18 protein-coding genes are annotated in these 23,798 nt (G+C 61.7%); 5 read left to right on the top strand and 13 right to left on the bottom strand.

Annotated elements, in window-relative coordinates; all coding sequences use genetic code 11:
- Positions 1–156: 156 nt before the first annotated feature.
- From V2I08_RS03845 to V2I08_RS03875, 7 genes are all read right to left on the bottom strand, one after another.
- Positions 157–2,574, bottom strand: a complete 2,418-nt coding sequence (locus tag V2I08_RS03845) for a cation-translocating P-type ATPase (RefSeq protein WP_349633942.1) — start codon at positions 2,572–2,574, stop codon at positions 157–159.
- Positions 2,574–5,996 (bottom strand): efflux RND transporter permease subunit, encoded by a 3,423-nt coding sequence (locus V2I08_RS03850; protein WP_349633943.1) that lies wholly within the window; start codon positions 5,994–5,996, stop codon positions 2,574–2,576. The genes V2I08_RS03845 and V2I08_RS03850 overlap by 1 nt, the downstream gene beginning before the upstream one ends.
- On the bottom strand, positions 5,993–7,243 hold the full coding sequence (locus tag V2I08_RS03855; RefSeq protein WP_349633944.1) for an efflux RND transporter periplasmic adaptor subunit: 1,251 nt from the start codon (positions 7,241–7,243) through the stop codon (positions 5,993–5,995). The genes V2I08_RS03850 and V2I08_RS03855 overlap by 4 nt, the downstream gene beginning before the upstream one ends.
- On the bottom strand, positions 7,240–8,541 hold the full coding sequence (locus tag V2I08_RS03860) for a TolC family protein (RefSeq protein WP_043153911.1): 1,302 nt from the start codon (positions 8,539–8,541) through the stop codon (positions 7,240–7,242). Before V2I08_RS03860 ends, V2I08_RS03855 begins: the two co-directional genes overlap by 4 nt.
- 340 nt (positions 8,542–8,881) lie before the next feature.
- Positions 8,882–9,097, bottom strand: coding sequence for a hypothetical protein (locus tag V2I08_RS03865; RefSeq protein WP_043153912.1), 216 nt, complete (start codon positions 9,095–9,097; stop codon positions 8,882–8,884).
- Positions 9,098–9,111: 14 nt separating this feature from the next.
- Positions 9,112–9,579, bottom strand: coding sequence for a heavy metal-responsive transcriptional regulator (locus V2I08_RS03870; protein WP_051520154.1), 468 nt, complete (start codon positions 9,577–9,579; stop codon positions 9,112–9,114).
- Positions 9,580–9,738: 159 nt separating this feature from the next.
- Positions 9,739–10,098, bottom strand: a complete 360-nt coding sequence (locus tag V2I08_RS03875; RefSeq protein WP_043153914.1) for a hypothetical protein — start codon at positions 10,096–10,098, stop codon at positions 9,739–9,741.
- A 342-nt stretch (positions 10,099–10,440) separates the two neighbouring features.
- On the opposite strand from V2I08_RS03875, the gene V2I08_RS03880 reads away from it, so the two are divergent.
- The 3 genes from V2I08_RS03880 to V2I08_RS03890 all read left to right on the top strand — a co-directional run bounded on the left by V2I08_RS03880 (position 10,441) and on the right by V2I08_RS03890 (position 13,669).
- On the top strand, positions 10,441–12,306 hold the full coding sequence (locus V2I08_RS03880; RefSeq protein ID WP_349633945.1) for a copper resistance system multicopper oxidase: 1,866 nt from the start codon (positions 10,441–10,443) through the stop codon (positions 12,304–12,306).
- Positions 12,303–13,439 carry a copper resistance protein B gene (locus V2I08_RS03885; protein ID WP_235209915.1) on the top strand — a complete coding sequence of 379 codons (1,137 nt, stop codon included), beginning with the start codon at positions 12,303–12,305 and terminating at the stop codon, positions 13,437–13,439. Before V2I08_RS03880 ends, V2I08_RS03885 begins: the two co-directional genes overlap by 4 nt.
- A gap of 104 nt (positions 13,440–13,543) precedes the next feature.
- Complete coding sequence (locus V2I08_RS03890; RefSeq protein ID WP_268747193.1) at positions 13,544–13,669, top strand: hypothetical protein; 126 nt, start codon at positions 13,544–13,546, stop codon at positions 13,667–13,669.
- Positions 13,670–13,831: 162 nt separating this feature from the next.
- On the opposite strand, the gene V2I08_RS03895 is transcribed toward V2I08_RS03890, so the two are convergent.
- The 5 genes from V2I08_RS03895 to V2I08_RS03915 all read right to left on the bottom strand — a co-directional run bounded on the left by V2I08_RS03895 (position 13,832) and on the right by V2I08_RS03915 (position 19,984).
- Complete coding sequence (locus tag V2I08_RS03895; protein WP_051520166.1) at positions 13,832–15,553, bottom strand: DUF3141 domain-containing protein; 1,722 nt, start codon at positions 15,551–15,553, stop codon at positions 13,832–13,834.
- Between the two features lie 207 nt (positions 15,554–15,760).
- Positions 15,761–17,023, bottom strand: coding sequence for a hypothetical protein (locus tag V2I08_RS03900; RefSeq protein ID WP_349633946.1), 1,263 nt, complete (start codon positions 17,021–17,023; stop codon positions 15,761–15,763).
- 62 nt (positions 17,024–17,085) lie between these two features.
- Complete coding sequence (gene ftsH / locus V2I08_RS03905) at positions 17,086–18,996, bottom strand: ATP-dependent zinc metalloprotease FtsH (protein ID WP_349633947.1); 1,911 nt, start codon at positions 18,994–18,996, stop codon at positions 17,086–17,088.
- A 44-nt stretch (positions 18,997–19,040) separates the two neighbouring features.
- Complete coding sequence (locus V2I08_RS03910) at positions 19,041–19,697, bottom strand: isoprenylcysteine carboxylmethyltransferase family protein (protein WP_043154127.1); 657 nt, start codon at positions 19,695–19,697, stop codon at positions 19,041–19,043.
- A complete protein-coding gene (locus V2I08_RS03915; RefSeq protein WP_081764250.1) occupies positions 19,694–19,984 on the bottom strand; it encodes a DUF2933 domain-containing protein in 291 nt (96 codons plus the stop codon). The genes V2I08_RS03910 and V2I08_RS03915 overlap by 4 nt, the downstream gene beginning before the upstream one ends.
- A 323-nt stretch (positions 19,985–20,307) precedes the next feature.
- Here V2I08_RS03915 and V2I08_RS03920 point away from each other — a divergent pair, with 323 nt between their 5' ends.
- Complete coding sequence (locus tag V2I08_RS03920) at positions 20,308–21,309, top strand: zinc-dependent alcohol dehydrogenase family protein (protein WP_200867029.1); 1,002 nt, start codon at positions 20,308–20,310, stop codon at positions 21,307–21,309.
- 129 nt (positions 21,310–21,438) lie between these two features.
- On the opposite strand, the gene V2I08_RS03925 is transcribed toward V2I08_RS03920, so the two are convergent.
- Positions 21,439–22,728, bottom strand: coding sequence for a flavin reductase (locus tag V2I08_RS03925; protein ID WP_349633963.1), 1,290 nt, complete (start codon positions 22,726–22,728; stop codon positions 21,439–21,441).
- A gap of 327 nt (positions 22,729–23,055) precedes the next feature.
- Between V2I08_RS03925 and V2I08_RS03930 the strand changes: the two genes are divergently transcribed.
- On the top strand, positions 23,056–23,613 hold the full coding sequence (locus V2I08_RS03930; RefSeq protein WP_043154125.1) for a nitroreductase: 558 nt from the start codon (positions 23,056–23,058) through the stop codon (positions 23,611–23,613).
- The last annotated feature ends 185 nt before the right edge of the window (positions 23,614–23,798 follow it).

Genomic DNA, 23,798 nt, shown 5'->3' on the forward strand with positions numbered 1-23,798 from the left:
CGGCATCTGGGCGAAGGTGGTAGCTGAACCCGCGATCGAAAAGAGCAAGATGATGTGGCTAGCGTGATGCATTTGGTCTGCGGTTGGAAGACCGCGGGGTTTCATCTGCGTCGAGGTTAGGCCGCCCACACTGTAAGCCCTTCACAGCCATGCCGTTTAAGGGAAGCGCCGTCTCACCAATTTCTCCACTTCCAGAACCAATAACGGTAGCGCACCAACGCCGAGTGAAAGGGCGCAGTCGGCAAGCGAGAGCGCGCTGATCTGGAAGATTTCCTGGGTTGCGGGCATATGATGGATGGCGAGTTGGGCCAGGAGTGACGCCACGACAATCAGTAACAGTTTCATGTTGCTGAACAGCCCCACTTCCCAAAAGGGCCGGTCGGGGTCACGGGCAGAAAAGGCGCGAAGCAATTCGCCGAAGACGAGTACGGAAAAGGCAAGGTTTCTCGCCTCATCGAGATCGCGCGTATCCCGCGCCCACAGAAATATCCCCATTACGCAAATCATCTGAATGGCGCCTGCCAGAAGGATATGTCGCCATTCGGGGCCGCCAAGGATTTGTTCGTGTGCTGGTCGGGGCGGGCGGCTCATTACGGTGGAAGTTCCTCGGTCTGTCACCAGCGCAAGAGCCGGAAGACCGTCGGTTACCAGATTAATCCAAAGCAAGTGAATCGGCAGAAGAAGCGTCGGAAAGCCGAGGGCTGCTCCGACAAATACGACAGCGAGTTCCGCCATATTGCCGGCAACGAGATAGGCAGTGGACTTGCGTATATTCTCAAAGATGCTCCGACCCTCTTCGATTGCGGCTACAATCGTTGCGAAGTTGTCGTCCGCCAAAACGATGTCGGCCGCTTCGCGCGTGACCTCCGTTCCGGTTCGGCCCATTGCGATGCCGATATGCGCTTCGCGCAATGCCGGTGCGTCATTTACGCCGTCGCCGGTCATGGCGACGACCTCACCGCGTGACTTCCACTCCTGGACTATGCGCAGCTTGTCTTCCGGCGTCGCGCGAGCGTGCACCACGTCTTCCGCAGCTTGTCCCGGCTGCAGGATGCCCATTTCCTGCGCAATCGCATGGGCTGTCAACTCGTGATCGCCGGTGATCATGACTGTCCGGATTCCGGCCGCCTTGGCTCGGGCGATTGCGTCGATCGCTTCGGTTCGGGGTGGATCCGCTATGCCAAGCAGACCGATCAACTCCAGGTCTGTTTCACGGTCGACCCGACCGATCGCAATCGCCAGAACCCTCAATCCGCGTGCGGCCATATCGGCGGCGGCTTCGCCCGCCCCGGGAGGAATCACCGTGGCGCGTTCCGAGATCGCCTCGACGGCACCTTTTGCATAGAGAATCCCATCCATGCGGTAGATCGACATGCATTTGCGGTCTGCATCGAAGGGGTAGACCGATGCCCGCGGGCGTTCGGCTTCGATTTCGATCAGCCGTATGCTGCGCTTGGCTGCGGCCACTACGATAGCAACCTCGGTCGGGTCCCCGATTCCGCCTTGTTCGTCGAGGGAAAGCTCAGCGTCCGAACAGCCCACTGCCGTTTCGAGTACGCGCAGGTGGTCCTGGCCCCAGACCTCCCGAACTGCCATGATTCCTGTCGTCAATGTTCCGGTCTTGTCCGTGCATATGACCGTCGCGCAGCCAAGAGTTTCGACAGCGGTCAGGCGCCGCACGAGCGCATGGCGAGCGGCCATCCGTTGCATGCCGACCGCCAGTGCAATCGTCACGATGGCGGGCAATCCTTCAGGTACTGCAGCGACGGCAAGGGAGATGGCAGGCAAGAGCAGATCCATGCCTGTCAAGCCTTGGCGCCAGCCCAGGGCGGCAACGGCAATGACGATCCCCAGGCAAATGATCATCAGCCGGCGACTAAGTACCCCAAGGCGTGTTTGGAGCGGAGTGGACTCGTCTGTTGCGGCAGCAAGCATACCGGCAATTCGTCCGAGTTCGGTATGCATCCCCGTCGCGATGATCTGTGCGAACCCGGTACCCGTCGCGATAACTGTCCCGGCAAAGACATGGTCACTGCGCTGGGCCAACGGCGCATTGGGAACGCCTGGCTGCGCAGTCTTGGTGACGGGCGTACTCTCTCCCGTGAGCGCGGCTTCCATCGCACTCAGGACATTTGCCTCCAGCAGCCGCGCATCAGCGGCGACCACATCGCCTGCCTCGAGTGACAACAAGTCGCCGGGTACTACGGCGGCAGCGGCAATCGCCTGTGTCCGGCCGTCGCGAATGACACGGGCGCGAGGGGCAGTCATCGCTCTCAAGGCGATGACTGCCTTCTCCGCTCGATACTCCTGAAAGAAGCCTACCAGTCCGTTGATAACGACGATCGTGCCGATCGCTGCGGCATCAAGGACTTCGCCGACCAGGGTGGACACGACACAAGCGGCGAACAGCATCCAGATGACGGGACTGTTGAACTGGGCGACGAGAAGGCGCCAAGCTGGCTTTTCCGACTTCACCCTCAATTCATTTGGACCAATTTCATCCAGAAGGCGTGCCGCCGCAGCACTCGTTAGTCCATTGACGGACGGCTTTACTCCATCGGGTTCTGACGACATCACGCGTCGCTCCGGACCGTGCCTGGCGCCTTAATCTGCGAGTGCCGCCATATGGCATATGCGGCGGGTATGACGAGCAAAGTCAGGAACATGCAGAACCAGAGGCCGCCGACTACCGGAGCAGCAGTGCGGGCAGAAAGATCTGCACCCACGCCCGATTCCCAAAGGAGCGGCATCAATCCGAAGACCGTTGTGGCGACGGTCATCAGCATGGGGCGAAGGCACCTTGAAGTACCCTCCAGCACCGCAGCATCTATATCCTCGGCGGTACGCACCCGATCCTGCTTCACTGCTTCCGCATATGCCTGGTCGAGATACACGACGACCACCGTGCCGGTTTGCGCCGCGACGCCTCCTACGGCGATCAGACCAACCCACACAGCAGTCGAAAGATTGTAGTCGAGTAGCGCCAGAAGCCAGATGCTGCCGGCCACGGCAAACGGAAGGCTAAGCATGACGAGCAAGGTCTGCTGCCAGCCACCCATCGACAGGTACAGCAACAGACCGACCAGGACGACCGTCAGGGGGACGACCGTCCGCAGGCGGGAAGTCAGTTCGGCCATGAACTCGTACTGCCCGGTCCACTGCAACCGATAGCCCGGTGGGACTTCGATCTGGTCTGAGACAATTTTTTTGGCGTCATTGACCCATCCGCCGAGATCGCGCTGTGAAGAGTCGATGTCGGCGAAGACGTAACCTACCAACGTGCCATTTTCGTTCTTGATCATCGGAGGACCGGTGACGACCTTGATATTCGCGAGTGCCCCCAGAGGTACGACCGAGCCGGCCTGTTGTCCGTTGTCCCACTCAGCTCCGGTGGGCGCCGTCCCGCTCATCTGAGCGCTGGTTTGGGGCATGCCACTGCCGCCAGAGCCACCGCCACTCATGCTGCCCATGGTGTCCGTCCCGCTGCTGCCGGATTGAACCTGGCTCCGAGGTGCCGGCGAAGTACCGCTGCCGGCCGTTCGAGCGGCGGCGAACGACAAGGTCCGGGTTGGGGGGATCGGGACCAGAAGCGCATTCAGGGCCTGCGGGTCGGCTCGGAAGTCGGCTGCATAGCGCACGTTGACGGAGTAGCGGGCTCGACCGTCAATGACGGTGGACACCGGCATTCCCCCGATCGCCGCCTCTATCAGATCCTGAACGTCTCGCACCGTCAGGCCGTAACGCGCAATTGCATCGCGCCTTGGTTCGATGTCGATATACTCCCGGCCGCTCTGGCGTTCGGCAAAGGTGCTGCGCGTACCCAGGACCGTCCTCAGAACACCTTCAAGGGCGACGCTCAAACGCTCGATGCCCTGGAGATCCGGGCCAAACACCTTGATGCCGACAGGCGTTCGCACTCCGGTTGTGAGCATATCGATCCGGGTCCGGATCGGTGGGGCGATCGCCATTTGATAGCCGGGCATCCGCAAGGCTGCGTCGAGATCACGCGAGAGTTCCGAAACGGTACGCTGCTTGCGGTCCGGCCAGATTGTTCTCAGACCTTCCTGGAGCCACGATGGCGCCCAATCACTATACCAGCGTTTCGTAGGGATCGTGGGCCATTCATTGTGAGGCTTGAGGGTGATCACCGACTCGCTCATGTCGAGCTGCGCCGGGTCAGTCGCGGTTTCGGCGCGTCCCGCCTTGCCATGGACCATGGCCACTTCGCCGAAGCCCATGATGGTCCGATGCTGGGTGTTCAGTGCTCGCCGGGCTTCCTCTATCGAGATGCCGGGGAATGTCGTGGGCATCACCAGCAACGATCCCTCGTCGAGCGGCGGCATGAATTCGGAGCCCAGGCGCATGAAGACAGGAACGGTCGCGACCATCACCAGAGCCGCAACGACGACCACGCCGAGGCGCCAGCGGATGATGAAGCGCGCGATCGGTTGATAGACATTCGCAAGGACGCGGTTGAGCGGGTTTTCTGCCTCTGTGCGGAAACGCCCACGCAATAGCCAGATCATCAGTGGCGGTGCGAGCGTGATTGAAAGAATTGCAGCAAAGAACATGGCCAGCGTCTTGGTATAGGCCAGCGGCATGAAGAGCTTTCCGGCCTGCCCGCTCAGCGTGAAAATAGGCAGAAAACTGACGGTGATCAGCAGAAGGGAATAGAAGATTGGTTTGCCAACCTCCTTTGCAGAATCCACGATCACACGGACTCGGTCTTCCGGTCTTCCATTCTCCGCAAGTCTCTTGTGTGCATTTTCGATCATCACGATCGCAGCGTCACTCAATTCGCCAACCGCGATCGCGATGCCGCCCAGCGACATGATATTGGCGGAGATGCCAAGATAGCGCATTCCGATGAATGACAGCAGCACCGACATCGGAAGGATAATGAGCGCGATCAGGGCTGATCCGCCGTGCATTAGGAATATGAGGCAAATGATCGCGATGATCGCACCTTCGATCATCAGAGTATCCGTCAACGTCTTGATGGACCCAGTAATCAATTCCGATCGGTCATGCGTCGTCTTGAGGCGCACGCCAGGAGGCATCGCCAACTGCCCAATCTGCGTTTTAAGCGCTTCAATGACATCCTGCGCATTTGAGCCCAGTCGCATGACCACAATGCCGCCGACCGCTTCGCCCTTACCATCAAGGTCCGCGGTGCCGCGTCGAATCTCCGGACCAAATTGTACACTTGCGACGTCACGCACGCGGATCGGCGTTCCACCATCGGCGACGGTAATGACGCTTTGTTCGAGGTCCTGCAGGGTCTTGGCATAGCCGCGTCCGCGCAGGACGTATTCACGCCCGCTCATTTCAAGGACGCGGGCACCGACTTCCGAATTCGCATCGCGTACTGCGCGCGAAACGTCGACCGGGGTGACCCCGAAGGACGCGAGCTTGTTTGGATCCAACAAGATCTGGTATTGGCGCTCGAAGCCGCCCATCGAGGCAACTTCCGCGACCCCTTTCACTCCTTGGAGTGCCGGGCGCACGGTAAAGTCCTGCAGGGCCCGCAAGTCGGCGGAGTTCATGCGCCCTGAGGTGTCCTCGAGCACATATTGATAAATCCAGCCCACCCCACTCGCATCGGGACCGAGCGTAGGTACTACGCCAGCAGGCAATTGTTGCTGCACACGGCCAATCTGTTCGAAGACCCGGGTGCGAGCCCAGTAGATATCCGTGTCATCCCCAAAAATCGCATAGACGAAGCTCATTCCGAACATCGAATATCCGCGAACGGTGCGAACTCCTGGCGTGCTCTGCAGGGTTCGCACCAGCGGATAGGTGATCTGGTCTTCGACGAGATTGGGGCTGCGGCCCATCCAGTCGGTAAAGACAATCACTTGCGGATCGGAAAGGTCCGGCAGCGCATCGAGCGGTGTCTTGCGCACGGAGTCGACGGCCCAGGCTGCCAGGACGAGCGTGATTGCCAACACAATCCAACGCCGCTGCGCGCACCATTCGATGATACGCTCGATCATGGTTGATGCTCATGTTGTGCAGGCGCTTTTGTTGGCGGGGCGTTTCCTTCCCTCTTTGGCGCGGGTTGGGAACCGCCACCGTGGCCCCCATGCCCGGTTGCACCCGATGCACGTAATCGGCTTTCGGAATCGAGGAGGAACACGCCTGCGGAAACGACCTGTTCGCCAACAACAAGCCCTTCCAGTACTTCCACACGATCTCCTACACGAGTGCCGAGCTTGACCGGATGGGGTTCAAACTGGTTCTTAGCGCCACGCACGAACACATGCTGTGATATTCCGGTATCGACCACCGTATCGCGGCCGATGGTGAGTACGTATCGAGGGGCGGCCGAGATTTGCGCGCTCCCGTACATGCCCGGGCGCAAGGCTCCACCGATATTGGGCACGGCCATGCGGACCCGGACGGATCGGGTGCGTTCGGTAAGTGTCGGATAAATGAATTCCACGCGGGCGATAAATGGTGGTCGGCCCGACAGGGGGAATGTCAACGAAGCGCTCGAACCTACGTGAATCCTCGCCGCATCGCTTTCCGCGACTTCGGCGATGATCCAAAGCCGCGTCACGTCCGCGATCGATAGAATGTTGGTTGAAGGATCGACGGTAATGCCCTGGGTGGCCCCGCGGTCCAGTACAAAACCGCTCCGGGGCGCCGCGATCGTCACAAGCCGGTCGGCCTGGCGGGTTCTTTCGATCCGCCTGATTTCTGCCTCGCTCATTCCGAGCACCTTGAGGCGGGTCCGACCTGCCGCCAACACGACGCTGGCAGGCGCGGTGCCGGCGCGCCGCAAGGCGGCCAGATATTCGAGTTGGGAGGCGTACAATTCTTGAGAGAATACCGCACCAAGCGCCTGTCCTGCCCCCACGTTCTGGCCGGTAGTCCGCACATAGAGTTGCTCAAGCCAGCCTGATACACGTGGGTGGACCTCGACGATGCGGGATTCATCGATCACGGCAGAAGCGACAGCAGGAACGGTTTCGTCGAGTTTCCGGACCTCAGCAGTCTCGAATTGGACGCCGAGCATCTCAAGCTGCTTTGCTGTCAATTCTACTGATACGCGCGCTGCTGCGGCGCGGGATCCTTCGGTTTTCCCCGCTGCGGGTCTGCTATGACCAACGTCGTTCGTCTGGTGTTCCGGCGAGAACGGCCATTTCTCGCGCTGGGCCTGAACAAGGAGAAGTGTGACAAGTACCCCCACCGGGATGAGGGCACTGGTGATGAGGGCGCGGCCTGAATAGGTCTTCACGGGCGCACTCGCGCGCTGGTACCAGTCGCTCGATCTAGCCTCGACCAAGCCTCGCCCAATGCCGATTCGGCCATGACCTCTTCCCCCTGCGCTTGCCAAAGCCCCCGCGCTGCCTCGATGACCGCGATGAGCGAGCCTTGGCCCGATGAATAGCCGCCGAGCGCGGCATCCACCGCCACTTTGGAGCGGGGAAGGACGTCCTGGCGAAGCAGATTGACCTGTATCCGAGCAGCTACAACATCTTCCCGCGCAGCGAGCGCTTCACCTGAATTCATACGGCGCATTGCCTCCAGATCGGCGTCTGCCATGCGCTCCATGGCTTGTGCCTCTGCGACGCCGCTGCTGAGGCGTTTCCGCCAGATTGGCACGCTTATGCCGACCATCAGCATTGCCCCAGGCCCCTCGGCCATGGTCTCCGCGTATCCCGCTCGTACCGTCGCCATCGGTTTGTACATCGAACGCATTGCCCGGGTCTCAGCCCTTGCGCGCTGTACTTCCGCGGCTCCAGCGGCGAGTTCTGGCCGGCTTTCTGTGGCCCGTTCGAGTACTTCAGCAATTGACGCCGGTTCGGCCAGGCTCGGCTGATAGTGTAGTTCCGGAACCGGAGCATCCACAAGGCGGCCGAGTCCCGCGTTGAGCATCGCCTCTGCGCTACGAATCTGGGCGTCCAGCGACTGCCGTCTTGCCTTGAGACGGGCGACTTCCGCTTCGGCCCTCAAGATATCTGCTTGTGCTCCAGCGCCGCTTGCATAGCGGCTCGCTGCCACATCCACCAGCAAGCTCGCCAGAGTGATTTGTTCATCGACGACAGGCTGCATCCGTCGGCGTTCTAGCAGCATGAAGAATCCGCGGTGAGCATTGAGCACAACATCCAGCTCAGTCACGCCCGCAAGCGCCCTTGCACGCTCGGCCTCCGCAAGCGCGGCGGAGCGTCGATGGGAAAGAATCCCCGACAATGGGAATTTTTGTTCGACACTGATGCTTCGATCGTAGCGCCGTCCACCATCCATCATCGCGCTGAACGGGTAATGGTCGACCGACACCGACACCATTGGATCCTCGAGGGAAGACACAATGGCGGGGCGCTGAGCAAGAGCATCGGCACGGGCTTTTGCAGCGGTTACTTCTGCCCGGTTTTGCAGAGCAATGGTCGTGACGTCGGATATCCGCAGTGGGGAGGGAAGGCTCGCAGTCTGCTCGCGCGTAACGACAGCTTCGGTGGGACTTTGCGCCGGAGCAGCCTGAGGCAGGAGCAACCAGAAAGTGAGGGGGGCTGCGACCCAAATCCGATTTACCATGGGACCTGTCCCGATGGGTTGATGGGCCGGTAAGAAGGATGCATTAATCCGTCCGGTGTGCGGGTAACCAGAAGGAGTTCAGCGACACGCTCATTCCGGTAGCCTCGCTGATTGCATGAGATGGGCGTGTCCGTCCCGCGCGCGCGGATTGTGGCGCACGCCGTGGCCAGCTGCTGGATCGCGGGTTCTGGCCGGCGGTCGGCATCGGTGGCACGCCTCTTGTTTTCCGAAAGCATGGCCATGGAATCTTCCCAATTGCGTTGGTTTAGGTCTCGAAGGTCCGCCGAACCTTGTTGCCTGGCTTTTAACGCCCGCACTTCGGTCCGGCGGATTGCACTGATCAGCGCTGCTTCAGGATCTGCTGGCAGCGATCATGCGACAGGTTCATGGGGTTGCGCCCTTGCTGCTTCATTTCGCCATGGTCATGCGGCGTGGAGAGGCCCATGTCGCGTTCCATTTCCTCGCAGGCGGCAACCTGGGAAGGTGTCGGAGGCACTGTCGCACAGGCGCCGAGCAGCGCGAGCGGAACAAGTCCAAGAACAATATAAGGTTTCATGCCAGTTCTCCCTGTTAGTAGGTAGTGTCCACTCCTGATGCAGACCTGTTGTTGTCTAACTCCGTCGACTCGAACGGATTGTCCGAGGACAGGAACGCCAAAATCGGGCATTCGCTTTTGTCGGCGTCTCCAGGACACGCTGCAGCCAGACGCTCGAGGATCTCGCGCATCGTATTGAGGTCCGAGACCTTGGCTTCGGCTTGCCGCAACTTGACCAGCGTAACGGCGAGAATATCGGATGCGCGCGCCGTATCGGAATTCTGGAGTTCGAGCAGAGTCTGTGTTTCCGAGAGCGTGAAGCCGAGCTTTTGGGCCGAACGGATGAACTTGATCCGCCGAAGGTCGGAGCCGTCGTAGAGACGATAGCCTGCAGCAGTGCGTTGCGGGGACGGGAGCAGACCGGTTCGTTCATAATATCTGATGGTGTCCCTCCGCACGCCAGCAGCACCTGCCAACTCGCCGATTCTAAAATTCTGTATCATTGTCGCCCTGCCTCATGCGGGTTGGACCATGGTCCAGGGTCAAGGAGTTTGTTGCGCTGTGTCCGCATTGTTCTGGCCTTGCCCCGAGAATCGCCTTTCGAGCGCTGTCCGTGCCGTAAGGCGGGAAGTGGTGGGGACGACTTGCGTCCCCACGGCTCGTCAGTTCTTCAGCTCGACGATGTCATGCTTGGCGGGCGTGCCGTCGGTGACGCTGACATGCGCGAAATGGTCATCGAAGATATGGTCGATCGTCACCTTCCCGACCAACTCGCGGCGGTAGATCGGGCCGGTGCCCTTGCTGGACGACGGACCCGGGAGCGTCGTGACACGATAGACATCGAGCACCTGGCCGACCGTGGCGCCATCGGCCTTGCCGACGCACACGACAGTGCCGGTGGCATCGGTGTCGACGATCGAGCCGCGCATGAAGAAGCTGTGGCCGATACCCTGGGCAAGGCTCGGCGTTGCGGCGAGCAGGGCGATGCCTGCCAGAGCGAGAGTGATCTTTTTTTTCAACATTTTGAGTTCCTTCAGTAGCCAGGACCAGCCGCGGGAACATCCGGCGGCGAAGAAATCGCTTCTTCGGAACCAAGACTATGGAGCAGGGTCAAAGGTAGAAATACGGGCGGTTACGTATGCCGAGACCGTCGGGAAGGGATCATATCGCCATCGTGCCGGCCCGGACCGCCGACACGGCCGCCTTCACATGTCCTGAACAACGCACGGATGATTGGGACGGAATCCAGACAGGGCGAACAGATGAAGCCGGGGCGCGACAAAAATTGTCGCGACTTTGAGGGACAGGCGTTCGCGATGCGTAATGGGATAGCGTGCAAATCGATTTAAGAGGGCCTGACAAGAATGTTTTCCGTAGATCGCCGATCGCTGCTCAAGGGCGCGGCATGGACCGGCGGTGCCGCCGCCCTCGCGCCATGGCTGCCCGCCTGGGCGCAATCGGGTACCGGTGGTCTGGCGCGCCCGCTTCCAACCGTAACGGGAAGCGATATTTCGCTCAGAATCGCACATCAGATGATGACGATCGACGGGCGGGAAAGCCATGCGATCGGCATCAACGGCACCGTTCCAGCTCCGCTGATACGCCTGCGCGAGGGCCAGAATGTCCGGTTATCGGTCTCCAACGACCTGGAGGAAGCCAGTTCGATCCATTGGCATGGCCTGCTCGTGCCCTTTCAGATGGACGGCGTCCCCGGCGTGAGCTTCCCGGGCATCAAGGCCAAGTCGACATTCACCTATGAATTTCCCGTCGTTCAGTCGGGAACCTACTGGTATCACAGCCATTCCGGCCTCCAGGAGCAGCTCGGCCATTATGGGCCGATCGTCATCGATCCGGCCGGCCAGGATCCGATCCAATCGGACCGGGAGCATGTGATCGTCCTTTCCGATCATAGCGAGCTTCATCCGCATATCCTTTTCCGCAAGCTCAAGCAGCAAGGTGGATACTTCAACTATCAGAAGCAAACACTTGCCAGTCTGCTGGCCGGCGAGGATCAGCCGCTCAAAGAACGACTGGACTGGGGCGGCATGCGAATGGACCCGACCGACATCTCAGACGTCACCGGATCCGCATACAGCTATCTGGTCAACGGTCATGGCCCGGCCGACAACTGGACCGCACTTTTCAGGCCCGGCGAGCGCGTCCGGCTGCGCTTCGTCAACGCGTCTGCCATGACGATCTTCAATGTCCGCATTCCCGGCCTCAAGATGACGGTCGTCCAAGCCGATGGCCTGCCCGTCCGCCCCGTCACGGTGGACGAGTTCCAGATCACCGTCGCCGAGACCTACGATGTCATCGTCTCACCGACAGACGATCGCGCCTATACGCTTGTGGCGGAGTCGGTCGATCGGTCGGGGATGGCGCGCGCGACGCTGGCGCCGCGCGAAGGCATGGCCGCGCAAGTGCCGCCGCTCAGAAAGCGGCCGCTGGCGACCATGAAGGACATGGGCATGGGCGACATGCAGGGCATGGACCATGGAGCCATGGGTCATGACATGTCTTCCATGAACCAGACGCCTCCCACCGATGGCGTGGAACACGCAGCGCATGCGGCATCCTCAGCGGCAGATTCCCCGCCGATGCCCGGCATGGATATGTCCGGTTCGGCCGGCCAGGGGGCGACGGATCAAGGCGCGAGTAGCGCCGCCATGAGCCATTCGATGCGTGACTTCAGCAATGCGCAGGGCGTGAAAAAGACCCCTACGGTGCAGACGATTTCGCCGATGCCGACGGATCGGACAGGTGAGCCAGGCCAGGGACTGGAGGGGGTGGACGGGAAAGTCCTCACCTATCGCGATCTCATGGCGGTCAAACGCAATCCCGATGTCCGCGCGCCGGACAGATCTCTGGAACTGCATCTTACCGGCAATATGGAACGCTATATGTGGGCGTTCGATGGCGTGAAGTTCAACGAAATCGAGAGGCCCATCCCGTTTCTGAAGGATGAGCGCGTGCGTGTCACGCTCGTGAACGACACCATGATGGCGCACCCCATTCACCTGCACGGGCACTTCTTCGAACTCGTTACGGGACATGGTGAATTCGCGCCCCGAAAGCATACCGTGAATGTCCTTCCGGGAAGCAAGGTAACCTTCGATGTCACCACTGACGCTTTGGGAGACTGGGCGTTCCACTGCCATCTTTTGTATCACATGCACGCTGGCATGATGCAGCTCGTCTCGGTACGTCCGCGTTCGGGAGACGGTGCATGAAGCTGATGTTCGCCTTCATGGCATCATCGAGCCTTGCGCTGTGCTCCGCTGCCGGGGCCCAGACCATGGACCATTCGCAGCACAGCATGCCCGGCATGGCGATGCCGGCAGAGCTCAAGCCCAAGCCAAAGGCTGTTCCCAAACCCGCTCCTGCGAAAAAGAAGCCTGCTCCCGCGACCGCCCGTCAACCGGCGACCCATGAGGGCCATGGCATGCCCGTCGCAAGCCCTCGGGCAGATGCATTGCCCAGGGCCGAAGAGGTGCCCGAGCCGCTGATGGACCATCACGCTATGGGACATGACATGTCGGGAAGGCCGGTTGGAGAAGCCATGCCCGGAGATCACGACATGTCGTCGATGGACTCCCACGGCACCGGCGGCACCTCGCTTCCTGCGGGTATCGCGCCTGCTCCTGCCCCTGCGCAGGATTGGGCCGCGGATTCGGTCCATGACCCGCGCGAGATGGCTGAGGCGCGCGCGAGGGAATTCGGAGAGCATGGTGGCGGGCGCTTCTCGCAGGTCATCATGAACGTCTTCGAATATCAGGCGCGCAAAGGACAGAATGGCTATCGGTGGGATGGCGAGGCCTGGTATGGGGGCGATATCCACCGCTTGACGATCAAGACCGAGGGCGAAGGCAGCTTCAAGGGAGGTGTCGATACCGCCGAAGTTCAGGCTCTCTATAGTCGCGCGATCGATCCCTACTGGAACCTCCAAACAGGTGTCCGTTACGATATCCAACCCCGGCCTTCCCACCCCTATGCGACGATTGGCCTGGAAGGCCTTGCTCCTGGCTGGTTCGAGGTGGAAACTGCCTTGTTCCTGTCGAACGAGGGTGACCTGCACGGTCGGCTGGATGCCTATTACGACCAGCGTATAACCCAGAAAATGGTGCTGCAGCCTCGCGTGGAGGTGAACGTCTCCGCACAGGATGTCCCGCATCACCGGATCGGTTCGGGGGTCTCGAATGTCGAGCTCGGGTTGCGCTTGCGCTATGAGATAGCGCGGGAGTTCGCACCCTATGTCGGCGTTTCATATGAGCGAAGGGTGGGCGATACCGCCCGCTTTGCCAGACTTGATGGCGAGGATCCATCGTCGACCAGTTTCGTCGCCGGCATTCGCTTCTGGTTCTGAGGCGCCGTTCATCGTTTTGGCGGTTGTGCACATCGTGCGGGCTTCTGGCAGGAGCCCGCACGGGGGGATCCGCTCAGCTAGTTTGACGCGCGCACTCAGAACTGATGAGCGCCGCGATTGAGGGTCAGATGGACATCCCGGTCACCGTCCATAGATCTGCTCTGTCCGATCTCGGCAGCACGAACGGGCGTCTCGGCAGCGGCAAGCGCAACGCCGGCATCAATGAATGATCGACGATCATGGGATATGGTTTCATCATCTTCTTCCTTCCCTAGCTTTCAACCGGACAGGCCGCTACAGTGGTCGCAGGCTACGACACATCCGATGTACCGATCGGCCTGCTGCCGCCCGGTCTGTAGCCAGCGCCATCGGTAGCGCACGCCTCTCCAAGCCTATGCTGGACCATATATCCCCGCGAACATATCCTCGGCCGCGAGATCACGCCGGCTGCGATAGATCTTGAAGGCGTCGGACACATCGCCGATCAAGCGCTGTTCCCGTTTCAGAAAAGGATTGTCGGCGGGCGCAGGGTGTCGGTTCGCACTGATCTCCGGCGCCAATGTGGCGAAGAACCGCATCCAGGGGGCGAACTCCTCCGAGAGCAGATAGCGGCTGGTCCGCATAGGATGCAGCCATTTGAGCATCGTGGCTGACCAGGGGTTGGCGGATGCCTGGATCCATGGCGCCAGCACGGTGCGATAGAGGCCGAGATTGATTTCGGAAATCTCGCGAACCTTCTCGAATGCGTTCGCGGACTTCGGGAAGTGCAGTTCCTCCACCAGCCGGGGCTCGAACCGCACGCCGAACTGCGGCCTGTGGCAATCGGCCTCGCCGGCCGGATTGTCGATCTTCATCTCGTAGAGGCCGGGTTCGAGCGCGGTGATCTCATCGAGGCTTTCAAGGATGGCGCGATGTTCGAGCTTCGCGACCCCGGCTGAAACGAATATGCCCAGATGACCGACATGCGGGTTAGTGAGATAGACGATGCGCTGGCCGGCCGCCTTGAGTTCGGCGGTGCTGGCATAGACCGCCGGAATCCAGCCCAGCGCCTGGTGGGGCGGCGTGATGTTGTCGCCATAGGACGCGAAAATGACCAGCGGATTGCGGATACGCCGGAGATCGGCGGTGCAGCCGCCACAGATCTGGAACACGCCTCTTTCGATCTGGTTGCCAATGAAGAGATTCTCGACGATGGCGGCGATCTCGTCATGGCTCAGGCTATAGAAGCCATTCCACCAGCGCTCGAAATCGAGGAAGCGCGCCGCCTCGGTGTCGACGTCGGCATAGAGCGCGGTGTACTTGTCCCAGAGCGCATTGCCCGGATTGAGATTTTCGAAGTTCATGGCGAGCCACGCGCCATCGAAGCGGCGATCACCGATGTCTGCGGTGAATTCGGCGAGCCACGCGCCGCCTAGCAGGCCCCCCATCAGGCGCATCGGATTGATGCCGGACTCGCCCGACCAATAGGAAAGCGGCGAACCGTTGAGGACGGCCGGGCCGACGGTCCCCTCGCAGTCGGCCGAGAGCAGTGTCACGGCCCAGCCGGCCTGGCAATTGCCGTAGAGTACCGGCGGCTTGCCCGGATGACGGCCGCTGACCGCCTCGACGAACCGCCGGAGCGCGTGCAGCACGTCCGCCAAGGTCTGCCCCTCGCAGGGTTCGGGAAAGAAGGTCACGAAATAGACCGGATGGCCCTCTTTCAGGGCCATGCCGATTTCGGACTCGCGCTTGAACCCGCCGATGCCGGGCCCGTGCCCGGCACGGGGATCGAGAATGACGACCGGCGGCTTGTCCCGATCGATGCAGTCATCGGCGCACGCGTCGTCGATCTCGGTGATGCGCAGCAACGCGTAGTTCGCGGGTTGATCGAACCTGCGGGCATCGAGCATCGTCTCGAACGTGAACTTCAGGAGCGGCGGCAGACCGAGCCGCTCATGCTCGAGCATATTGTTTGCGCGCTGACGCAGCACATCGCAGAAGAGGATCGAGCGCTCCCAGGCGTCGCGCTGATAGGCAAGGATCTGACCAAGGACGCTTACCGAGGGGGAATCCGCTTCACTCGTTGGCCCTGGCGCTGCCGCGGGTGGGAATGCTGCGACAGGCATCAAGGACATGTCGGAAGTCAACTGGTCCACAGAACATTCTCCGCGCGATGCTTGAACGCCCCCTCATCCCTGCAAGAGCGTCCAGTAGGTGGGGGAGACAAATCGACGTGGTGCATGCAACGCCGCCTCGAGGTCAGTGCGAGGTCAACCATTAGCGACGTAACCCAGGCCGGACAGTACGCGCGGTTACGTAACTGCACAGGCCACCATTGCGTGTCAGCCGGAACAAAAGACGGGTTGTGCCTCAATCCTTTCCGGTGGTGCACATTGCGCACGCCCCCGAAAGTTGTTCCCGGGTATCGACAAAACCGGCGCGAACCCGCCTCCCGCCGTATGCATATTGGTGGTCTGCCCTTGGTAGAGTCGTGCTGCCGCCAACAACACTTCGCCGTCATATGTGTAGAGTCGGATATCGATCTTGCGGTTCCGCAACTCGCCATCGAGCCGAACAAGCCGCTCGCTCGGCCGCACAAAGTCCTGCGCCACATAGTCGCCGCGCAGTATTTCGGCCCATACCGATTTCGTCAGCTTGTCGCCCCGGTAAGTCGCCTTGCTGCCATAACCGCTTGCGGGCTTGAAGAATTGGCGCTTCCGATCTGTCCATAGCCGCTCGGCGACGGCCGGCGTGACGCGCTCGGTGGCCGGCACCCCCTGGGCGAGCATGTCAATGAGATCCTGCTCGATTCCCCAGCGACGCAGCAGGGCTGGATCGGAGAGCAATGTCAGGTTGCGCTTGTCGGCGAACATGGCGTGGATGTGCGGATTGGGGGTCACGACCACCGCCCCATCCAGATAGGCTTGGCGCAAAGCCGAATGCCCGGCGGCGTCGAGGGAGAAATCGACAAGCCGGTTGTAGACGAGATCGATCTGGCCGCCGTCATGGCGCAAGTTTCCAGAACGATATTCGAGTTCCGAGGGGTCGGCGATGACCACGTGATATCCGTGCCGTTCCAGCAGGCGCTGTGCGAGCAGGAATTCCGGGTAGAGAAACTGGCCCGCGGGATCGTCGTCGACGATCGCGACGGCAGCGGGACAACCGCTACCACGCTGATTGACCCATTCCGCCCTTACCATATGGGCGACGGCACCATCGAAATTACCGACGTGGTGATCGGAGGTCGCCGGGACACAGCAGGACTGCTGCGCGCGCGCCAGCACGGCGTTGAGCATGGCGCCGCCGGCATTGGTGTTGATCTCGATCAAGGCAGGTCCATCGGATCCCATGTGAAAATCATAACCCATGAACATCCCGCGCGGTCCGAAGTCGCGCTGCGCGCTCGCCGGCGCCCAGTCGAGCACGGCGGCGCGATAGGCGGGATGGCGCACGACCGTTTCGATCGCCGCGACGATGCACTGCATAGCCTCGAGCTGCGCCGCGCTGATGAAGACCGCAACGTCGGAAAACAGATGTGGTCGCGTCTCGACAAGCGACGCGGAGAAGGCCGGATCGCCGGTTTCCCGCGTCAGCGCATCGCTCAAAGCGCCGCGATCGAGCGTGATGCAGACGCATTCCTGATTGAGGGGGACGGAAGCGGCGACGGTCATTCCCCCAGTCGGGCAGCTAAAGCCGCGTCCTCCAAGGCCGTGCCGTCCACGATAAGCTGGGGATGGGTTGGGCCGCGCTTCAGCCTCTGCGCAATCGGCCGCAACTCGTCGGGTCCGAGCGTTTCCCTGGCCAGCAGTTCCTTGGCGGAGGTCTCGAGCAGCGTGCGATGCTGCTCCAGCGTGTCGCGCGCCGTCCTGAAAGCCTGGTCGACCAGCGCCTTCACCGCACCGTCGATCGCTTCCGCCGTGCCGTCGCCATAGTTTTTGGGCCGCCAGACGGGCATCTGCCCGACCAGGAAGCTCCCAGTCTCGGGCTCGTAGACGACCTGACCGAGCTCGGTCGTCATGCCGTAGCGGACGACCATGTTGCGGGCGATATCGGTCGCGCGCTGCAGATCGTCGCTGGCGCCGGTGGAGACATCGGCGAAAATCAGGTCTTCGGCCGCCCGGCCCCCGAGCAGGGCCGCCATCCGGCTCATCAGCTCGCTCTGGCTGATCAGGAAGCGGTCCTCGGTCGGGCTTTGAAGGGTATAGCCCAGACCGGCGATCCCGCGCGGGATGATCGAGACTTTCCGGACCGGATCGGTGCCCGGCAAATGCATCGCGACAAGCGCATGGCCCATTTCGTGATAGGCGACGATCTCGCGTTCATGCGGGCTCAGCACCCGGCTCTTCTTCTCTAGCCCCGCTACGATCCGCTCGAAGGCCTGGGTGAAGTCGTCGAGCGTGGTCGCCTCGCCGCCGCGACGAGTGGCCACGAGGGCCGCTTCATTGACGAGATTGGCAAGATCGGCACCGGTAAAGCCGGGCGTGAGCCCGGCAATGGCCGCCACGTCGAGCTCGGGCGCGACCTGGACTTTGGCCATATGCACCCGCAGGATGTCGGCGCGTCCCTTGCGATCGGGGCGATCGACCAGCACCTGCCGGTCGAAGCGGCCCGCGCGGAGCAAAGCGGGATCGAGAATTTCCGGGCGATTGGTAGCGGCAAGCACGATGATCCCGGCGCCGGGATCGAAGCCGTCCATTTCGGCGAGGAGCTGGTTGAGCGTCTGCTCTTTCTCATCATGGCCGCCGCCGGCCATGTCGATGCCGCGCGCGCGGCCGAGCGCGTCGAGCTCGTCGATGAACAGGATCGCCGGCGCCTGCTTGCGCGCCTCGGCGAACAGGTCGCGGACCCGCGCGGCGCCGACGCCGACGAACATCTCGACGAATTCGGAACCGGTGATCGAGAAGAACGGGACTCCCGCCTCGCCCGCGACCGCGCGCGCCAGCAGCGTCTTGCCGGTGCCAGGAGGGCCTACCAGCAACACGCCCTTTGGAATGCGCGCGCCGAGGCGGCCATAGGCGATGGGATCGCGAAGAAAACCGATGATCTCCGAAAGCTCGGCCTTGGCCTCATCGACGCCCGCCACATCTGCGAAGGTGACCTTCACGCTCGGTTCGGAGTAGATTTTCGCCTTGCTGCGCCCGATACCCATGAGCCCGCCCTGGGCGCCCGACGCCATCGGCCGCAGCACGAACATCCACGCCAGCACGAACAACGCGGTCGGCAATATCCAGGAGAGGATGCCCTGCAGGAGGCCAGGAGGCGGCTCGCCACCATATTTGATCCCGCGGCGCTGCAGCTCGCTCGCGAGGTCGGCGTCGACGCGGACCGTGGAGAAATGCTGTTCCTGCCCTTTCGCGCCCGCCGCCTTGTAGGTTCCGGTGATGATGGTCGGGCCGATCACGAGATCGGTCACCGTATTCTGCTCGACGAGCCCTCGAAATTCGCTGTACGGAATCGTCTTCATATGGCTCTGGGCAACCCAGAGATCGCGGATGATTAGGACCGCGAAGGCCATGGCGATGAAATAGGTGACGTCAAGCCGTCCCAGTCGCTTTCGTTTCGGATCTTCATCGGCCATGGCTGATCTCTCCACGCACGGTGCGGATACTCGACATTTCCCCGCTACTTGGCGTGGCCGGGCGAACGACCGAAGCGGGGAAGGAACCTAGGGACACGCGCCATGTAACGGCGATAGTCGTCACCGAATTCGCGAAGCGCATCCCGCTCCTCGTGTCGGGCAAGGCGAACATACATCACGACCAGCACGGGGAACATGGCGAGCGTAAGCAGGGTTGGCCACTGGAGCAGGAAGCCGAACATCACCAGGATAAAGCCGACATATTGCGGGTGCCGCATGCGGGCATAGATGCCCGTAGTCGCCAGCTTGTGCTCCCGCTGGGCCGTGTGCAGCGCCTTCCACGCCACCGATATCAGCATGAATCCGCCGCCGATCAGCACGAAGCTCGCCAGATGGAACGGCCCGAAGTGCGGATTGACCTTCCAGCCGAACGTCATCTCGAGCAGGTGCCCGGCGTCATGCGAGAACCAGTCGACACCGGGAAAGCGCGACTGGAGCCAGCCTGACAGGACATAGATGGTCAGCGGGAAGCCATACATTTCGGCGAAGAGGGCAACCAGAAAGGCGCTGAACGCGCTGAAGCTGCGCCAGTCGCGTGGCGTCTGGGGCTTGAAGAAGCTGAACGCGAAGAGGATGAAGATCGCGGCGTTGATGGCCGCGAGCCCCCACAGGCCGTAGGTGGGCATGTCGCTGTGGGTCATGACACTCCCCCGTCGTCCGGGGCCCGCTTCGAGCCGGTTGCGGGAGGTGCGATGACCGCCGGGTCGCTGTGGCCCTTCGCGTTGCCATGCCCGTGCCTGCCGTGCATGAACAGATGCATCAACGGGCAAAGCAGCAGGAGCAGGAACGGAAGAATCCCGAACAGATGGGCGCGATGCTCAGTGAACAGATAGAAGCCCGCGACCAGCAGGAAGCCGACCAGGACAATATTCGCGCGGCGCGGCGTCTGTCCGTTTTTGTGATGCGTGTCCGTATCGCCCGGAGCCATGATAGCGCCCTCCCGGAACGATTCCCTATCCGAGCGAGGGCGGTCAGGCTTTACGTATGAATACCGAGGACCACCGAGGATGCGTGATGGCCTATGGCCACCAGAGAGTTGATCGTGACACTTACCACGCTGCGTTACGCCGACCAAGCCGAAGCGGGCCGATCTCCGCTCTCGATGATCGTCAGAATATCCTTCAGCGTACCGGTCTCCCAGCCAGCTTCATGTGCCGCGAGGAGACCTTCATCGCATTGCGTAAGTCTACCTAGCGCGATGTCCGGCGAGTCGTGCGAAACTGATCGCACCGCCAATGATAGGATCGTGACATGGGCCAAATGCATGCCATGCAACTCGACGGACCAGGCAAGCCGTTGCGCATGGTCACGCGGCCGCTGCCCGTTGCCGGTCCGGCGCAGCTCCTGATCAAGGTGGTGGCCTGTGGCGTCTGCCGCACCGACCTCCATGTGCTCGACGGGGAAATCCCGGCCCATTATCCGATCATCCCGGGCCACGAAATTGTCGGACGCGTGATTGCCATGGGCGCGAGAACGGCAGGTTTCGCGATCGGCCAACGTGTCGGTGTCCCCTGGCTCGGCCACACCTGCGGCGTCTGTAGCTTTTGCAGGAGCGGTCACGAGAATCTCTGCGATCAGCCGGAGTTTACCGGCTGTACCCGCGATGGGGGCTATGCCAGCCATGTCGTCGCGGACGCACGCTATTGCTTCCCGCTGCCGGATCGCTTCACTGACGTGGAGGCTGCGCCGCTATTGTGCGCCGGTCTGATCGGCTGGCGCGCGCTGCGTCTCGCCGGCGACGGGCAGAGGATCGGGCTGTGCGGTTTTGGCGCGGCTGCGCACATCCTCGCCCAGGTCGCGACATGGCAAGGGCGCGAGGTCTATGCCTTCACCAAGGCCGGCGACGAGGACGGACAGGCGTTCGCGCGGTCGCTCGGCTGCATCTGGGCCGGATCGTCCGAGGCGGCCCCTCCCGTTCCGCTCGACGCCGCACTGATCTTTGCGCCGGTAGGAGCACTGGTTCCGGCCGCGCTAAAGGTCGTACGCAAGGGCGGCCGCGTTGTCTGCGCGGGCATTCACATGAGTGACATCCCTGCTTTCCCCTACGCCGATTTGTGGGGTGAGCGCGCGATCCTCTCCGTCGCCAATCTGACGCGCGAGGATGGCATCTCCTTTTTCGAGATGGTGGAAAGGGCGGGGATCAGGACGGTGACCGAATCTTTTCCACTGGAGCGCGCGAACGAGGCATTGCGACGGCTGCGCGAGGGTCGATTGATCGGTGCTGCGGTGATCTGTCCCGATCCGGAAACATAGGCCGCGCGCGAGACGCTCCCGCGGGTGAAACACGGTGGACCAAAGTGGATGCAAGAGATTGAACCCGCCTACTCTGCGCGGGCATTCCTCATGGGCGATGCGTCAGGATCCCTAATTGTGTGCAAGCATTTAGCCCCTCTCGACATTGGGAGCATCCCCCGCACGCGGATGATGCGCTGACCCCAAATCCTTCGCTTGTGCTTCAAGGTGGACGATCAGGGCATCCTCGACGGCAGCACGATCGTCTCCCACGACGAACCTGCCATAGCCGCGATGGTGGATCGTCCGCGGATCATTCTGGGCCGGATTGCTCCAGGCCGCGACGACTTCCAGAATGAACAGATTATATTTGTTGACCAGGCGTGTCTCGACGACCCTGCATTCGAGATTGGCAAAGCATTCCGCTACCAGTGGCGGCGCCACCAGCGCGGCGGGAAGCTGCGTCAATCCGATCGTGGCGAACTTGTCGACGTCGCGGCCAGAGCAGTTGCCGATCTCCACGACCTTGGGCGCGAGATCCCCGGCCGGGACGGCGATCACGCACTCCCTTGTCGCGCGCAGTGCTGTGAAGCTGAGGTCAGCACTGCTGACGATACAGGCCAGCAACGGCGGCGTGAACTCGACCATCATATGCCATGACATGGTCATCACATTGCTTCGGTCTTGATGCGCCGTCGTCAGCAGGACAACCGGTCCAGGCTCAAGCAGCTGGTAAACTTCCGGCAACGGGAATGGCCGCATTGGTTCGCGATTGTTGGCGGCGATTGCAGGCATTGCTGTTTCTCCCTCGTTGCCGTCCTGTCGATGCTGCGCGGTGTCGCACAACGGCTGGGCTTTCCGCCGAAATCGCCAGCACCTCCCATATGCCTGGCGCCAGCCCCGGCACGACGACGCCGTCGACCCTTGCAACGCCAACATCGTCATACGAGGATACATGCGCGTGGCGACAACGACGAGAAGGCCAGAGATCACGACGAGCACGATGCGATCGGTGGCCACGCCGAACTTGCTCGCCTCGCCCGTCAGCATGAGCGCGCGCAGGGCATCCACCTCATAGGTGAGCGGATTGGCCAGCGAGATCGCCCTGAGCCATCCCGGCATGATCTCGATCGGATAGATGGCGTTGCTGGCGAAGAAGATCGGCATGGTCAGCACCTGCCCGATCCCCATGAATCGCTCGCGAGTCCGCACGATGCAGGCGATGATCAGCGAGAATGTCGAGAACAGGCCCGAGCCCAGGATGATCAGGGCGGCGACGCCGAGCAGATGCAGGACATGGAGACCTGCTGTGGATTTGCAGATCCACCCGGTCCACCACCACCCGGCCGTCGAAGGATTTGGACAGTTCAGAGGTTTGAATGACCAGACCGGCGTTCCCAGCCGGGATTCCAGGCGACGCAGCCTGATCGATCGCTGTATTCAGCTCCGTCACGTCACATCTCGCGTGGAGGCAGGATGCCGTTCCGGCGCATGTGGCGGTCCCGAAGGGCCACGGCAGAGTGCCGTATTCCTCGCTGTCAGCCTTACCGCCATATCGATCACATCCATCCGGCAGCCGTTCAAAAGGGAGAATCCTGCAGCCAGTTTAGTCCCTCGGGGGCCTTGGACACTCCGTTCTTATACGGATTGGAGCTTTCGCATTTCCGATCGACTCTGGACCGACCGAAAGGCGGCAGCGCACGATTGCCCACCCGCGCCCGCGGCATCGGACGAACCAGGATTTCAATCTATTGCGGAGTGCATCTCATGGACCTGACCGAAGCGATCTACGGACGCCGCGCGACACGTGCCTACACGGCGGCTCCTGTCCCGAAAGAGGTGCTGAAGAGCCTGGTCGATGCCGCCGTTCAAGCCCCGAGCGCCGTCAACGAACAGCCGTGGGACTTCACCATTATCCAGAATACATCGCTGCTCGATCGGATTTCCGCGGCGGCCAAAGCCCATATGATTGAGACGATGCCGAGCGGATCCTTTCCGGAACATCTCCACGAGACTCTCGGAAGTCCGGATTTCCACATCTTCTACCATGCACCGGTCCTCATCACCGTCTCGGCACGCGCCGGAGGATGGGCTATCGAAAACGCCACGCTGGCGGCGGAGAACCTGATGCTGGCGGCGCATGGACAGGGACTGGGATCCTGCTGGATCGGCTTCGCCCAGCGATGGCTCGAAACGGCGGACGGCAAGCGAGCTCTTGGCGTTTCCGACGATTTCGTGCCGGTTGCCCCGATCATTATCGGTTATCCAACGGCGCCGATCGCGCCAGTCCCGCGCCACGCGCCGCAACTGCGCTGGATTGACTGAAAATCCCCTCCCCAAACATCACGGCGACAGGAACGACTTTGCCCGGCACCTGCGGCGGCATCAGACGCTGCAGAAGTACGAGCTATTGCCCGCATGGTCGACTTGATCGACGGTCGTTCCGGCTCGACCCTCATGCCGCGGACTCGATCCTTTGCGAGCAGTTGGTTTGCCGCCGGCCCACCATG

The sequence above is a fragment of the Sphingobium sp. MK2 genome, from assembly GCF_040170545.1.
GTDB lineage: Bacteria > Pseudomonadota > Alphaproteobacteria > Sphingomonadales > Sphingomonadaceae > Sphingobium.

Coding starts and splice junctions, on each gene's coding strand:
- V2I08_RS03845 (WP_349633942.1), bottom strand. CDS start 2,574: ATGTCGTCAGAACCCGATGGAGTAAAGCCGTCCGTCAATGGACTAACG.
- V2I08_RS03850 (WP_349633943.1), bottom strand. CDS start 5,996: ATGATCGAGCGTATCATCGAATGGTGCGCGCAGCGGCGTTGGATTGTG.
- V2I08_RS03860 (WP_043153911.1), bottom strand. CDS start 8,541: ATGGTAAATCGGATTTGGGTCGCAGCCCCCCTCACTTTCTGGTTGCTC.
- V2I08_RS03865 (WP_043153912.1), bottom strand. CDS start 9,097: ATGAAACCTTATATTGTTCTTGGACTTGTTCCGCTCGCGCTGCTCGGC.
- V2I08_RS03870 (WP_051520154.1), bottom strand. CDS start 9,579: ATGATACAGAATTTTAGAATCGGCGAGTTGGCAGGTGCTGCTGGCGTG.
- V2I08_RS03875 (WP_043153914.1), bottom strand. CDS start 10,098: ATGTTGAAAAAAAAGATCACTCTCGCTCTGGCAGGCATCGCCCTGCTC.
- V2I08_RS03880 (WP_349633945.1), top strand. CDS start 10,441: ATGTTTTCCGTAGATCGCCGATCGCTGCTCAAGGGCGCGGCATGGACC.
- V2I08_RS03885 (WP_235209915.1), top strand. CDS start 12,303: ATGAAGCTGATGTTCGCCTTCATGGCATCATCGAGCCTTGCGCTGTGC.
- V2I08_RS03890 (WP_268747193.1), top strand. CDS start 13,544: ATGAGCGCCGCGATTGAGGGTCAGATGGACATCCCGGTCACCGTCCAT.
- V2I08_RS03895 (WP_051520166.1), bottom strand. CDS start 15,553: ATGTCCTTGATGCCTGTCGCAGCATTCCCACCCGCGGCAGCGCCAGGG.
- ftsH (WP_349633947.1), bottom strand. CDS start 18,996: ATGGCCGATGAAGATCCGAAACGAAAGCGACTGGGACGGCTTGACGTC.
- V2I08_RS03910 (WP_043154127.1), bottom strand. CDS start 19,697: ATGACCCACAGCGACATGCCCACCTACGGCCTGTGGGGGCTCGCGGCC.
- V2I08_RS03915 (WP_081764250.1), bottom strand. CDS start 19,984: ATGGCTCCGGGCGATACGGACACGCATCACAAAAACGGACAGACGCCG.
- V2I08_RS03920 (WP_200867029.1), top strand. CDS start 20,308: ATGGGCCAAATGCATGCCATGCAACTCGACGGACCAGGCAAGCCGTTG.
- V2I08_RS03930 (WP_043154125.1), top strand. CDS start 23,056: ATGGACCTGACCGAAGCGATCTACGGACGCCGCGCGACACGTGCCTAC.